This is a genomic window from Kitasatospora sp. NPDC058478 (assembly GCF_042720345.1).
Taxonomy (GTDB): Bacteria; Actinomycetota; Actinomycetes; order Streptomycetales; family Streptomycetaceae; genus Kitasatospora.
In genome coordinates this window covers 1-13,625 of the sequence record NZ_JBHXML010000009.1, presented here as the reverse complement: position 1 = coordinate 13,625, position 13,625 = coordinate 1, and the positions used below count along the sequence as shown (strand labels likewise).

12 protein-coding genes are annotated in these 13,625 nt (G+C 71.1%); 9 read left to right on the top strand and 3 right to left on the bottom strand.

What is annotated here, in order from left to right; translation table 11 throughout:
• Positions 1 to 15: 15 nt before the first annotated feature.
• Together ACFWPT_RS07055 and ACFWPT_RS07050 are read left to right on the top strand one after the other, a co-directional pair.
• A complete protein-coding gene (locus ACFWPT_RS07055) occupies positions 16 to 1,047 on the top strand; it encodes a cysteine synthase family protein (RefSeq protein WP_380480162.1) in 1,032 nt (343 codons plus the stop codon).
• Positions 1,048 to 1,099: 52 nt separating this feature from the next.
• On the top strand, positions 1,100 to 2,551 hold the full coding sequence (locus ACFWPT_RS07050) for an MATE family efflux transporter (RefSeq protein ID WP_380480160.1): 1,452 nt from the start codon (positions 1,100 to 1,102) through the stop codon (positions 2,549 to 2,551).
• Between the two features lie 203 nt (positions 2,552 to 2,754).
• Here ACFWPT_RS07050 and ACFWPT_RS07045 read toward each other — a convergent pair whose 3' ends face one another.
• Positions 2,755 to 3,975: an IS110 family transposase gene (locus ACFWPT_RS07045; protein ID WP_380480158.1), complete on the bottom strand. Its 1,221-nt coding sequence runs from the start codon at positions 3,973 to 3,975 to the stop codon at positions 2,755 to 2,757.
• A gap of 302 nt (positions 3,976 to 4,277) precedes the next feature.
• Between ACFWPT_RS07045 and ACFWPT_RS07040 the strand changes: the two genes are divergently transcribed.
• Positions 4,278 to 5,222: a nitrilase-related carbon-nitrogen hydrolase gene (locus tag ACFWPT_RS07040; RefSeq protein ID WP_380480156.1), complete on the top strand. Its 945-nt coding sequence runs from the start codon at positions 4,278 to 4,280 to the stop codon at positions 5,220 to 5,222.
• Between the two features lie 130 nt (positions 5,223 to 5,352).
• Here the strand turns inward: ACFWPT_RS07040 and ACFWPT_RS07035 are convergent, their stop codons facing one another.
• Both ACFWPT_RS07035 and ACFWPT_RS07030 read right to left on the bottom strand, forming a co-directional pair.
• Positions 5,353 to 5,814 carry a hypothetical protein gene (locus ACFWPT_RS07035; RefSeq protein ID WP_380368439.1) on the bottom strand — a complete coding sequence of 154 codons (462 nt, stop codon included), beginning with the start codon at positions 5,812 to 5,814 and terminating at the stop codon, positions 5,353 to 5,355.
• A gap of 346 nt (positions 5,815 to 6,160) precedes the next feature.
• Positions 6,161 to 7,012 carry a LysR family transcriptional regulator gene (locus ACFWPT_RS07030; protein ID WP_380480154.1) on the bottom strand — a complete coding sequence of 284 codons (852 nt, stop codon included), beginning with the start codon at positions 7,010 to 7,012 and terminating at the stop codon, positions 6,161 to 6,163.
• Between the two features lie 94 nt (positions 7,013 to 7,106).
• Here ACFWPT_RS07030 and ACFWPT_RS07025 point away from each other — a divergent pair, with 94 nt between their 5' ends.
• The 6 genes from ACFWPT_RS07025 to ACFWPT_RS07000 all read left to right on the top strand — a co-directional run bounded on the left by ACFWPT_RS07025 (position 7,107) and on the right by ACFWPT_RS07000 (position 13,324).
• Positions 7,107 to 7,838 (top strand): SDR family oxidoreductase, encoded by a 732-nt coding sequence (locus ACFWPT_RS07025; protein WP_380480152.1) that lies wholly within the window; start codon positions 7,107 to 7,109, stop codon positions 7,836 to 7,838.
• A gap of 339 nt (positions 7,839 to 8,177) precedes the next feature.
• Positions 8,178 to 8,639, top strand: a complete 462-nt coding sequence (locus ACFWPT_RS07020) for a hypothetical protein (protein WP_380480150.1) — start codon at positions 8,178 to 8,180, stop codon at positions 8,637 to 8,639.
• 592 nt (positions 8,640 to 9,231) lie between these two features.
• Entirely contained in the window at positions 9,232 to 9,945 is a 714-nt protein-coding gene (locus ACFWPT_RS07015) for a TNT domain-containing protein (protein WP_380480148.1), read from the top strand.
• A 240-nt stretch (positions 9,946 to 10,185) separates the two neighbouring features.
• Positions 10,186 to 11,109 carry a phosphotransferase family protein gene (locus tag ACFWPT_RS07010; RefSeq protein WP_380480146.1) on the top strand — a complete coding sequence of 308 codons (924 nt, stop codon included), beginning with the start codon at positions 10,186 to 10,188 and terminating at the stop codon, positions 11,107 to 11,109.
• Positions 11,110 to 11,303: 194 nt separating this feature from the next.
• Complete coding sequence (locus ACFWPT_RS07005) at positions 11,304 to 12,494, top strand: serine hydrolase domain-containing protein (protein ID WP_380480144.1); 1,191 nt, start codon at positions 11,304 to 11,306, stop codon at positions 12,492 to 12,494.
• Between the two features lie 47 nt (positions 12,495 to 12,541).
• Positions 12,542 to 13,324 (top strand): MerR family transcriptional regulator, encoded by a 783-nt coding sequence (locus tag ACFWPT_RS07000; protein WP_380368461.1) that lies wholly within the window; start codon positions 12,542 to 12,544, stop codon positions 13,322 to 13,324.
• Positions 13,325 to 13,625 lie beyond the last annotated feature (301 nt).

Below are 13,625 nucleotides of genomic sequence, written 5' to 3'. Positions count from 1 at the left end.
AAAGCGCTCCTCGCCATGACCGACGCCCTCCACCGCCCCCCGGTGGTCACCCGGATGACCGACCTCATCGGCTACACCCCGCTGTTCGAGCTCGCCCGCGCCGACAACGGCGCCCGCCTCCTGCTGAAGCTGGAGATGTTCAACCCCACCGGCAGCGCCAAGATCCGCATGGCCCGGCAGATGGTCCTCGACGCCGAGGAGCGCGGCCTGCTGCGCGAGGGCGGCCACATCATCGAGTCCACCTCCGGCAACACCGGCCTCGGGCTGGCCGTCGTCGCCGCCGAGCGCGGCCACCGCTTCACCGCCGTCGTCGACAACCACGCCGCCGCCGACAAGCTGCGCGGCATGAAGGCGATGGGCACCGAGCTCGTGTACGTCGACGCCGACACCGACGGTGAGGAGCTCCACACCGCCGCCCGTGAGGAACTTGCCGAGGAGATGGCCCGCGGCAAGGACAACACGTTCTTCACCGAGCAGCACAACAACCCCAGCAACGCGGTGGGTTACTTCGCGGTCGGCCGGGAGATCGCCCAGGCCCTCGACAACCGGGTCGACGTGCTGATCGGCGCGGTCGGCACCGGCGGCGGCCTGTGCGGCACCGCCCGCGAGCTCAGGAAGCACGTGCCCGGTGTCTCGGTCGTCGGTGTCGAGCCGAAGGGCTCCATCGCCTTCGGCCCGCCCGCCCACGACTACTACCAGTCCGGCACCGGCACCCCCGAAGGCGCCACCATCGGCCTGCTCGTCGACTACGACCTCATCGACGAGGGCGTCAAGGTCGGCGACGTCGAGGCCTTCGCCACCGCCCGCGTCGTCGCCCGCCGCACCGGCCTGCTCATCGGCGGCTCCGCCGGCGGCGTCGTCCACGACGCCCTGGCCCGCCTGACGGCTCTTCCGCCGGACGCCGTCATGGTCGCGTTCATCAACGACGGCGGCGAGAAGTACATGGATACCGTCTTCAACGACGACTGGATGACCGCCCGCAACCTCATCGACGAGGCCGTCGAGGCCGAGATCGACGAGTCCCTCGCCAAACTCCGCAGGCCCTGACATCCAGAGACGTGACATCCAGAGACGTGACATTGAGAGACTGACACCCACCATGCAGCAGCTGACCACCCTGGCGCGCGACAGCCGCGCCCTCACCGCCCTCGCCGTCCCGCTCGCCCTCACCCAGCTCGCCCAGGTCGCCCTCACCACCACCGACACGATCATGATGGGCGTCCTGGGCACCGAGGCGCTGGCCGCCGGCGGCCTCGCCCTGGTGATCTTCAACCAGCTCCGCACCATGGGCGTCGGGCTGGTCACCTCCGTCGGCAACCAGGTGGCAGCGGCAGCGGCCCGCGCCGAGCGCGGCGCCGAGGAGACCGGCGCCGCCAGCGAACCGGCCACCGGCGCCGAACCGGCCACCGGCGCCGACCACGAGGTCCGGGGCCTGGTGCGGGCCGCGATGGCCGTCGCCACCCTCGCCGGCCTGGCCGGCGCCGTCCTGATGGTCCTCATCGGCCAGGCCGCCACCTGGCTCGGCCAGGACGCCACCGTCGCCCACCGCGCCCAGGGCATGCTCGCCGCCCTCGCCCCCGGCCTCGTGCCCTGCCTCTGGTTCCAGGCCGTCCGCCAGTTCACCGTCGGCATGCGCCGCCCCCAGGCCCTGCTGCAGATCACCCTCGCCTCCGTCGCCGTCAACGCCGCCCTCAACTGGGCCTTCATCCACGGCACCTGGGGCCTGCCCCGGCTCGGCCTCACCGGCATCGGCGTCGCCACCAGCAGCGTCCACCTGCTGTCCTTCCTCGCCCTCTACGCCTCCGCCCGCCGCGACCCGCACCTCGCCCCCCTGCTCAGCCTCGACTTCTGGCGCGCCGATCCGGCAACCGTCCGCCGCCTGCTCGGCCTGGGCACCCCCATCGCGGCCACCTACGGCTCCGAGGCCGGGTTCTTCTCCGTCACCGCCCTGCTCGCCGGCAGCTTCGGCCCGGCGGCGCTCGCCGCCCACACCGCGGTCAACCAGCTCGTCTACATCGTCTTCCAGGTCGCCGTCGGCCTCTCCCACGCGGCCTCCATCAACGTCAGCCGCGAACTCGCCCTCGGCGAGCACGCGGCCGCCCGCCGGATCAAGAACACCGCACTCGCCTGCGGCGCCGTCGTCACCACCCTCGTCGGCATCGTCTACCTCACCGTCCCGGACCTCGTCCTGCGCCCCTACTTCGACCCGGACTCGCCCGCCGACCAGCAGGGCCTGACCATCGCGACCAGCCTCCTCGTCCTGGTGGCCGTCCTGCAGCTCTTCGACTGCGCCCAGAACATCGGCGTCGGACTGCTCCGCGGCCTCGACGACACCAAGAGCGGCTTCCGCATCACCCTCATCGGCTACTGGGCCGTCGGCCTGCCCTGTGCCTGGCTCCTCGCCTACCCCCTCGGCGGCGACATCCGCGGCCTCTGGTTCGGGCTGCTCATCGGCCTCGCCACCACCGCCGCCCTCCTCCTGCGCCGCTACAGCCGCACCCTCACCGCGAAGGCCGCTGTGGCGCCCGAAGCCGTCTCCGCCGGAGCCTGACCGCCCGCCCGCCGGAGGTGCCGGGGCAGGACCCACCCCGCCCTCCGGCGGCACGTGCTGTTCCTTCGCTGGCCCTCACCCCTTGCCGGAACGTTCCGGCATGGCTACATTCTTCATCACGCCAGCAAAGCTGACTGAACTTTCAGTTATGCCGCAGGGTCGCGCCAGCACCAGAGAACAGAAGGAACTTCCCAATCGTGTTGTCAAGCCGCTCCCGTGACGGGAGGTGAAGTATGAAAGCACTCTCCGTCACGGATCATTGCCCACAGGACGTTGAGGCGTCGGCGGGCGAGGGCCAGCAGGGCCTGCTTGTGGCCCTTGCCCTCGCTCCGCTTCCGGTCGTAGAACGCCTTCGAGACAGGGCAACACTGGAGGCTCACCATGGCCGACAGGTACATGGTTCTCAGCAGACCGCGATGGTAGCGCCGGGGGCGCCGCAGGTTGCCGCTGACACGGCCGGAGTCACGTGGTCTGGGGGCCAGGCCGGCGAACCCGGCCAGGCGGTCGGGGCTGCCGAAGGCGTCCATGTCGCCACCGGTCGCGGCAAGGAACTCGGCGCCGAGCTTGGCACCCATGCCGGGCAGGCTGCGGATCACCTCGGCGTGAGGATGCTCGCGAAACTTGGCCTCGATCAGGGCGTCGAGCTCGGCGATCTCCTCATCAAGGGCCATCACCCCCTTCGCGAGGCGGACCACCATGGCAGCGGCCAGCTTCTCTCCGGGCAGCGCGCTCTGCTGGGCCTGAGCGGCCTCCACCGCCGTCTTCGCCAGTGCGGAGGCGCCACGGACCTTGCGGTTCTTCAGCCACGTCTCGATTCGGCTCGTGCCTGCCCGACGGATCGCGGCCGGGGTCTGGTAGCCGGTCAGCAGTATCACCGGCCCCCGGTTCGTCAGCTCAAGGGATCGCTCCAACGCGGGGAAGATCTCCAGCAGTTGGGCGCGGAGCCGGTTGATCTGCCGTGTGCGGTCGAAGACCGTGTCCAGACGGCGGTTGGTCAGGGTGCGCAGGTCGACGGCGATCTCGTCGCCCGGTCGCAGCAGGCCCAGATCGCGGCGGACGCGGGCCTGGTCGGCGATGACGAAGGCGTCCTTCGCGTCGGTCTTTCCCTCGCCGCCCTTGTAGGTGGCCGAGGCCCGGTGGACCGCCAGGCCGGTGAGGTAGGCGACCGGCTGGCCATGGCTGACCAGCAGCCCGATCAGCAGCGCGGCACCGCCGTGGTTGAGGTCCACAGCCCACAGCGCGTCGGCGGATATCTCCAGGACATCGCTGATCAGGGCGACCAGTTCACTCTCGTCGTTCGCGACCCGGCGGGACAGCAGACGCTTGCCGTCCGTATTGATCACCACGCAGTGGTGGTGTGTCTTGCCGATGTCCACTCCGGCCCAGATCTCGGGCACGTTCCCCTCCGCCAGCTCGTCGTTCATCGATCCCGCAGACGACCTCGCCGACGTTGTCCTACGCAGCGATCGGAGTCGCATCTCCCAATTGGCGGTCGAGTCGTCGCGGGGCTCCGGGCGGCCAAGTTCCTTGAGCCATCCCTACGGCGCCCCGATGACAGCCATACCCGGAGCCCCCGGGCGCTCCGATCTTACGAATGACCAGAGCAACCACCCCTGAAAGGTAGGACACCCATGACCACGTCCACCACCACCGGCCGCACGGCCGCCGGAGGCCCCGCCTCCCGCACCTGCCGGACGCCCCGCCGGCAGTCGAGGGCGGTCCGCCCGTGACCTCGTACGCCGTCCTCACCTCCTTCGGCTCCCCGCTCGGCTCCCCCGGCCGCACCAGGCCGGCCGAACGCGCACCGCTGCGCGTCGGACTCGTGCAGATGCGCTGGTACGCCGACCCGACCGAGCACGACGACCGGCTGCGCGAGGGCGTGGCACTCGCCGCCGAGCAGGGCGCGACGATGGTGTGCCTGCCCGAGCTGACCCGCAGCCCCTACTTCTGCAACACCGACGACCCGATGGCGGAGGGCGCCGCCCGCTACCTGGAGGACGTCGAAACCGGGCCCACCACCCGCCTCGCCGCCGAACTCGCCGCGGAACTGGGCATCAGCGTCCACGCCTCCCTCTACGAGCGCGCCGAGGACGGCGGCCTCGGCTACAACACGGCCATCTGCGTGGACCGCGACGGCACCCTCGTCGCCCGGACGCGGAAGAACCACATCCCGGCCTTCCCCGGCTACCGCGAGGACCTGTGCTTCCGCCCCGGCGACAGCGGGTTCCCCGTCCTGACCCACCAGGGCGCCGCCTTCGGCTTCCCCACCTGCTGGGACGAGTGGTTCCCCGAGCTCGCCCGCGCCTACGCGCTCGGCGGCGCCGAGGTCCTCGTCCACCCCACCGCCATCGGCTCCGAGGTGGACCTCCCGGACTTCGACACCCGGCCCATGTGGGAGCACGCCATCAGCGCCAACGGCCTCGCCAACGCGCTGTTCATGATCGTGCCCAACCGGATCGGGACGGAGGGCCGGTCCACCTTCTACGGCTCGTCGTTCATCTCCGACCCGTACGGCCGGATCCTGCTCCGCGCCCCGCGCGACCGGCCCGCCGTCCTGGTCGCCGACCTCGACCTCGACCAGTGCCGGGACTGGCGGGAGTTCGGCCTCCTGCGCACCCGCCGCCCCGAGCTGTACGCCCCGCTGACCGCGGCGAGCCGCACCGACGCCTGACCGGATGCCCCGGCGCACCCACGCCGGGGCATCCCAGCGCCCCGTCGCCCCGTCGGGCGCCGAATACACGCCGGGGCCGGCGTCAACTACCGTATCCAGTAACGCAGTTGACGCACCCGCCGCGCCGGCCTCAGCCGGTGGCCGTCGGAGTGGGCGAAGCCGCGCCGGTGGGCGGGGCCTGGCAGGGCAGGACGACCATCACACTCACACCCTGGCCGGGCTTCGACGCACCCGCCGAAACGGTGTAGCCGTCGGGCTCGTGGACGGCATCGAACTCCCAGGTGGGCGCGGTGGACTGAGCGTCCGAACCGGACGCCAACGAGGTGATCTTGAAGCCCTCGCCGGCGAGCTTCTCCCGCAGCGCCCGCAGCACCTCTGGGCGCTTGTCGTCCTCGGCCTTCAACAGGACCCCGGAGCTGAGCTGATAGGCCTCGCCCTCATCGGCCACACCCAACCCCCGCCCCTGGCACCTGTAGTAGCCGACGAGCTTGCTCCACGGATCGCGCTCAAGGCCCGTCAGCTCGCGCACGTGGTCCTGGACCCGATCCGTCCGGGCCAGCGCCTCCTCCCGGGACTCGACACGTGTGGGCACGCTCGGTGTTCCCGATCCTCCGCCCGGCGACCCCACGGACGAGCACGAGCCGAGCACCAGGGCGCCCGACACCATCAACACGGCCGCGCAGGCCGCCCGTCCGGCCGCCCCGGACGGCACGGCCGTCGATCTCTTGAACAAGTGCAGTACTCTCCCCCGCTGACAGGTGTGCGTTGTGCCATCCGGATGCTACGGCACCACCGGGGAGGCTCCGCAGGTGGCGCCGAAGCGTGACAGCTGACACCAAGGCGCGCGCGTACCGATGGACCCGAGGGACCCGGGGAGCCACCTGACGAGCACGATGAACCGGGCCACCACAGGTGGAACCCGGCCGGGCATGTGGGAACTACGGGAGACGTGTCGCCGTCCGGACGAGGTCGGCGACGGCCCTGGACCGGCTGTGCGGTGGCCAGGCGATCACCGTGGTGACTTTCGGCGCGTCCAGCACGGGCACGGCGGCGAGGCCACCGTGCAGTTGGACTCGGCACGACTCCGGCGAGACCGCGCAAGCCCGGCCGAGCGCGACGAGCTGCAACAACTGTGCGTGGTCGCGGACTTGGGGGCCGGGTCCGGGTGCGTAGGTGCCGTCGGGGTTGGGCCAGCGCGGCAGCGGCAGGCCCGGCAGCCCGGCGATGTCGGCCATGTGTACGTGGTCCCGGACGGTGAGCGGATGCCCGGCCGGCAGGACCGCCACCTGGCCCTCCGTGCTGAGCGCCTCGGTGTGCAGCCCGACCGTCGAGTCGAACGGCCGGTGCAGCAGCGCCACGTCGGCCCGGCCCTCAAGCAGAAATCGTGCCTGCTCGGCCGGGCCGCACAGGATGACGTCGACGGGGACCGAGCCGGGTTCGGCGGCGTACGCGTCGAGCAGTTCCGCCAGCAGTTCGCTGGACGCGCTGGCCTTCGTGACCAGGACCAGGCCGGGGCCGCCGGCGGGGGAAGCGGCGGCGCGGCGGGTCCGACGCTCGGCGGCGTCGACCGCGTCGAGGGCCGCCCGGCCCTCGACCAGCAGCACCGAGCCGGCCTCGGTCAGCGTGACGGTGCGGCTGGTCCGATCCAGCAGCGCTGCCCCGAGCCTACGTTCGAGCTGCTGGATCGCCCGTGACAGCGGCGGTTGCGCGATCCCGAGCCGCTGCGCGGCGCGCCCGAAGTGCAGCTCTTCGGCGACGGCGACGAAGTAGCGCAGTTCCCGGGTCTCCATCCGGCCACGGTACTCCGGATCAATACCCGGACGGTATCGGTGCCCACCCGATCGGTCTTGGACCCCCACCGGGGGCCGCGGGCAGCATGGCCCCATGAGCGAACGAACGACTGCGCTGGTCACCGGCGCGAACAAGGGAATCGGCTACGAGATCGCCGCGGGCCTGGGCGCCCTCGGCTGGAGCGTCGGCGTCGGCGCCCGCGACGACCAGCGCCGTGAGGCCGCGGTGGAGAGGCTGCGCGCGGCCGGCGTCGACGCGTTCGACGTCCCGCTGGACGTGACCGACGACGCGAGCGCGACCGCCGCCGCCCGGCTGATCGAGGAACGGGCCGGGCGCCTCGACGTGCTCGTCAACAACGCCGGCATCGCCGGCGGCATGCCGCAGGAGCCCACCCGGGTCGACCCCGCCACCATCCGGACGGTCGTGGAGACCAACGTGATCGGCGTCATCCGCGTCACCAACGCGATGATGCCGCTGCTGCGCCGCTCCGCCTCACCGCGGATCGTGAACATGTCCAGCAGCGTCGGCTCCCTCACCCGGCAGTCAGGAGCCGCTGCCGAGCAGACGGCGGGTCCGGTGGCCGTGGCGTACGCGCCGTCGAAGACGTTCCTGAACGCCGTCACCCTCCAGTACGCCCGGGAGCTGAGCGGCACGAACATCCTGATCAACGCCGGCTGCCCCGGCTACGTCGCGACCGACCTCAACGGCTTCCACGGCGTGCGCACCCCCGAACAGGGCGCGGCGATCGCGATCAAACTCGCGACCCTGCCCGACGACGGCCCGACCGGCCAGTTCTTCGAGGACGCCGGCGTAGTGCCCTGGTGATGCGCACAACGACCGCCGCCCCGGCCGCCACTCCGGCGCCCGGGGATCCGCATCGCAAGGTCACCACACCCGCATGGTCTTGTCCTGTCCCGAGCGCCTGGTCACTGCGAAGGCGAACCGGTTGACAGAAGGCTGCGATGCCGGGCGTCGCGACCGGCGAAGAGCGGCTCAGCCGGGGCTTCCCGGGGCGAGGTGGCGACATCCTAGATCATCAAGTTGAGGTTCTGTCAGGTTCCGCGACTTCGACTCCGGATCCACCACCGGTTGTGCTTCCCTTCGTTCCGGACCGCCGAGTTCGGCGGCCCGGTTCTGCCCCGCGACACACACGATGGAGACGGAATGCCTGAGAACGAGACCGTAACTCGCGCCACCCTGCGCACGCTGACCCTGGACATAGAGGGCCGACCCTCCACCACGTGGCGCCTTGACGACCCGCAGGTGCTCGCCGATCTGAAGAAGACTCCGTTCGTCCTCGCCGAAGGTGCCCACTACAGGCTCAGTTACAGCTTCACGGTGAGCGGTGACATCGTGTCCGGCCTCAAGTACGTCTCCGCAGTCTTCCGCAAGGGTCTCAAGGTCTCCAAGGACCAGCAGATGCTCGGCTCATTCGGCCCGCAGGACAAGGAGCACACGGTGCGCCTTCCCCGGCACGGCTGGGAGGAGGCTCCGAGCGGGCGGCTGTCCCGCGGCAGCTACACCGCCAAGTCAACCTTCGTGGACGACAACGGCACGACGCTCGGGGAGCTTGAGTACGCCTTCGACATCACCGAGAACTGGCCGGCCACCGAGTCGACCAGCTGACACACCTCCTCACTTCCTCTCCACGCCAAGGGCAGGCACTCGCCCTTGCCCTTGCCCTTGGCGTGGCCCCGCACCGCCTCGGTTTCCGGGCCCGTCCGACGCCGTGACGCGCTCCACCGAGCAGGAATTCTCGGCTGTCCGCGCTGAACACTCCGCCCACCTGCCGGTCGAGCGCCGGGCCCCGCAACCTGCCGGACACCGCCGGCCGCGTGGCCGGCCGCAGGTACGGCGAGGGCCAGGACCAGCCCCGCGAGCGCGGCAGCCGCCACGTTTCGAAAGCGCATGATTCCTCCAGGTATTGAGGGGTCGTCCGCACACCCCACCGCACCACGGCCCCGCAGGACGGCCGACACCCTGACGGCACGGCCGCACTTCCCCGACCGGGCCCTCCGCGCCGAAGCGCGACAGCCGACACCGAGATCGGCCGAACGGGTGGGCACCAGCGGCGCCGGAAGCCTTGTGCGTGCACGAAGGCAAATCGCCGTGCGTAACTGTGCGCGGGTCCAGCGGGCACACGGTCCGCCGTACGAGCCGATGGCCGCAGCCCTCCCCGTCCCGCCCCGCCCCGCCCCCCGAACGGAGTCGCCCACCCATGCGCACCCCCGCTCTCGCCGCCCTCTCGCTGGCGCTCGCCCTACCCCTGGCGGGGTTGGCCGCCACCGGCACCGCCGCCGCCCAGTCCTCCGCCTCCCGAGGGGTGCCGATCACGGAGTGCGCGGGCGTCCCCAAGGTCCGCGACGCCGGCGCCGAGGACTACCTCTGCACCCGGAAGGAGCTCGGCCCGGTCACCCTGCCGACGGACTCCGTGGTGACCAAGCTGCTGGCGGGCTACGACCGGCTGGGCGGAGTGACGCCGGTGCGCTTCCTGGACTGGTACCGGGACTGGAGGGGGTGGAAGTACCCGGACAACAACGGCTTCACCGACAACAACGGCACCCTCGACATGGCCGTACAGAGCATGACGGAGCACCAGAAGCTGGACCGCTTCGGGAACAGCGCCTACGGCTCGTTCCTCGCCCCCGGCGGCACGCCGTTCCCCCAGCGCGCCCTTCCGCCGGACTCCCTCAACGGAGGCGAGGACAACTACCACTGCTTCGAGGTGCAGAAGCCGTTCCAGGTCCAGCAGGGGCACATCGCGGGCGCGTTCTCCCAGCCGGGCAACGGACTCCAGCAGTGGCTCGACCCGGCCCTGAAGCCGGGCGACATCCCGGGCACGTACGACGTCGCCGCCCTCATCACCGCCGGGTACCTGACCGAACACGTCGCCGACAAGAACTTCTGTCTGGCGGACAACGACGCCGTCTGACCCCCACCCGGGCAGACCGCGCTGCGCACAGTCGGCAACCGACACCCGCCCCGCCCGGCAACGCGCCCGGCGGGGCCGGCGCAGCAGTCGGCACAGGTCTGTGACCTGCGGCGACACCGGGACGGTCCGGCCTTCGGCACTCCCGCTCGACGTGCGGGTTGAGCACCCTCCGCAGCACCTCCGCACCATGGCGCGGGAAAGTCCGGTGCATCGATGACTGCCGGCCCCTAGCATGCGTGGGTGAACCTTTCGCATCTCGGCGTGCCGATCGGGCCGATGATCCGTGTCCACGGCGGGTTCGCCAACCGGATGTACCGGCTCGACACCGACCAAGGGTCGTTCGCGGTGAAGGAGTTGAACCTCGTCGACCGCCGCTGGACCTATCGCGTCGAGGACGTGTTCAGGTTTGAGCGGGCGGCCTTCGCCGCCGGCATCCCGATGCCGGAGCCGATCTCGGCCGGCCAGCACACGCTCGTGCACCGATGGGTCGAGGGAGAGAAGGTGCCGGAAGCACCGGTATCGGCGGCGTACGCGTTCGAGATCGGTGAGATCCTCGCGCGCGTCCACGCGCTCGACGTCGCGTGGACCCATGTGCCGATCGAGGAACCGACGTCACGGGACTGGCCCGAGCTCGCCGCGCGGGCGGCGGCGACCGGACAGCCGTGGGCCGACGAACTCGCCTCTCGCGTCGAGGCGTTCCTCGCGATCGCCCACTTCGTCGACACCTGCGAACGGCCGGGCCCCGTCGTGCTGACCCACAAGGACATCCACCCGTGGAACCTGCTCGCTCGGGAGGGTCGGCCGGTGGTGCTCGACTGGGAGCTCTCGGGAATGCTCGACCTGTCCGGTGAGCTCGGCTCGACCGCGCTGAGCCTCGCGAAGGGGCCTGGCTTCGACCACATCGAGCCCGCCGTCTTCCGCTCGGTCCTCGACGGCTATGTCGCGGGGGGCGGAGCGCTGCCGTCGTCAGGTCCGAGCTGGTTCGTGTTCATGATCGGCGGCTGGCTGGGGCACACGAGGTGGAACATCCTCCGGTGCCTCGCCGGTGTCGAGGCGAGCACCGGCCCTGACCTCGCGCTGTCGCACGAGTCCGTGCGCAACGGCTTGCGCGGCCTCCCCGACCTGTTCGGCCGACTTCCGGAGTTCGAGGCGCTGCTCGTGTGACAGTGACCCGCACCTGTGCCCGGTGTGCGGCGCAAGGCGCGCCGGACGGCGACACGGGCGGCGACACGGACGACCGAGCCCCCCGCTCACCTGTGAGCCAGATCACCGTTGAGGTTGACCCTGGGTCAGGGCTCAAGCTCCTCGCAACGGCACGACGCCGACCGGGCGTCACCGATGCGAAGGAGCACACCACCATGTCACTCCCCCTTTCCGGCCCTTCCGACCAGGACGAGAGCACCCTGCGGACCGTCGCTCTCGGCGCCCCCGGGCAGGACCGCCCGGAGCTGCAGAAGGCGATCGAGGAGATCGTCGACTCCGGTTTCACCGGGGTGTCGCTGCGCGTGCACGACGAGCGGGGCGCGTGGGTCGGCAGCGCCGGGGCGGCCGAACTGGGCGGGGCCGCGAAGCCGCCGACGGACGGGCACGTCCGGATCGGCAGCAATACCAAGACCTTCACCGCGACCCTGGTGCTGCAACTGGTGGCCGAGGGCGAGGTCGGGCTGGACACCCCGGCGGCGCACTACCTGCCCGAGTTCGGGCTGGACGGGCGGATCACGGTGCGGATGCTGCTGCAGCACACCAGCGGGGTGTTCAACCACACCGGCGAGGTCTACGCCGACGGGACGGTCGCGCCGGGCATCCCCATCCCCTATGGCACCACGGGCAGGGAGTGGATGGACAACCGGTTCAAGACCTACCGGCCGCAGGAGCTGGTACGGCCGGCGCTGTCCAGGCCGGCCCGGTTCGAGCCGGGGGCGGGCTGGAGCTACTCCAACACCAACTACGTGCTGGCCCGGCTGCTGATCGAGAAGGTCACCGGCCGCCCGGTCGCCGAGGAGATGCAGCGGCTGATCCTGGGGCCGCTCGGGCTGTCGGGCACCGTGCTGCCGGGCGCCTCGCCGGAGATCCCCGAGCCGCACGCCCACGCCTACTACCGGTACGAGGACGCCGGCGAGCAGAGGACGATCGACATCACCCGCCAGAACCCCTCCTGGATCTCCAGCGGCGGCGACATGATCTCCACCACCCGGGACCTCCACACGTTCATCTCCGCACTGCTGGGCGGCAGGCTCCTGCCGGCCCCGCTGCTGGCGCAGATGTGCACCCCGCACCCGACGGGCATCCCGAACATGGACTACGGCCTGGGCGTGTTCGTGGTGACGACGGACGGCGGCGCCACCGTCGTCTCCCACAACGGCGCCGCCGTGGGCCACGCGGCGCTGATGTACAGCACGCCCGACGGCAGCAGGACCCTGACCGCCGCGCTGAACTGCGTGGACGACGCAGACCTGTCCGTCGGCGGGGCGTTCCAGCAGGCGATGCACAGGCTCGTCGACGAGGTGTTCTGCGGCGGGCCGGCCGATCCGTGCCGGCCGACGGACTGATGTGGCGTGCGTAGCCACCGAGTTCGAATACGGGGCAGGATTGGCGGATGAACGGAGTCACGATCGGGCAGGCGGCGGCATTCGTCGGCATCACGGTGAAGACGGTGCGGCACTACCACAAGCTCGGCCTGGCCGAGGAGCCGGAACGCGACAGCTCCGGATACCGGCGGTACGGATCGGCCGACCTGTTGCGGCTGGTGCAGATCCGGACGCTGGCCGCCGCCGGGGTGCCGCTGGCCGAGACCGGGCCCCTGCTCGACGCCGACGCCGCGCTGTTCACCGCCAAGCTCGCCGACGTCGAACGTCAACTCACCGAGCGGATCGAGGAGTTGACCGCGCGGCGCGACACGCTGCACCGGCTCGCCGACGGCGACCGGGCGCTGCTGCCCGACCGCGCCGTGGCACTGCTGGAGCGGATGGCCGGCCTCGGCTTCACCCCGGACGAGGCGGCGGCCACCAGGGAGGGCTGGGTGCTGGCCAGGGCCCTGGTCCCGGAAGGCTTCGACGACTACCTCACCCATGTCGAACACGCCCTGCTGGACAGCCGGTTCGTCGCCCTGCTCAAGCGCGGCGCCGAAGCCGCGACCTGGGAGCCGGACGACCCGCGCATCGCCGAACTCGCGACCGCCGCGGCCGACCACTTCCTCGCCAACCCCGCCCAGCTGAAGATCGTGACCGGCCTCCAAGCCCGCACCGAAGCCGCGACCCGGTACCAGCTGATCGCCCACCACGGCGAAGAACAGGGATCGGCCGAGGCCCGGCTGGTCGCACTGGTCGAGACCAGGCTCCGCTCCGCCAACGTCCGCATCCCCAGGCCGGACTCCCCCTGACCGAGACGGGACCGATCATTCGAGGAAGCCGCCCCGGCCTAGGTCCTATCCGGTCGATCTTGGCGGATCAGCCCGCGGCGTTGGGCGCCCGGCTGGGCGTGCGCCCGAATCGTCCTCGTACTGGACGTACTTGGGCGATTCGGGCGTGCGTCCAGCCGGGATGCCCGGCGTCGCGGGCCCGGCAAGATCGGCCGGACAGGGCCTAATACTGCAACCGCATCTGGGCGTGACTGTGGGTGTAGGTGTTCGTTGTCTTGACTGTGTGCCTATGGGTTGACGGTTGAGCAGGTTGAGTCGTGGT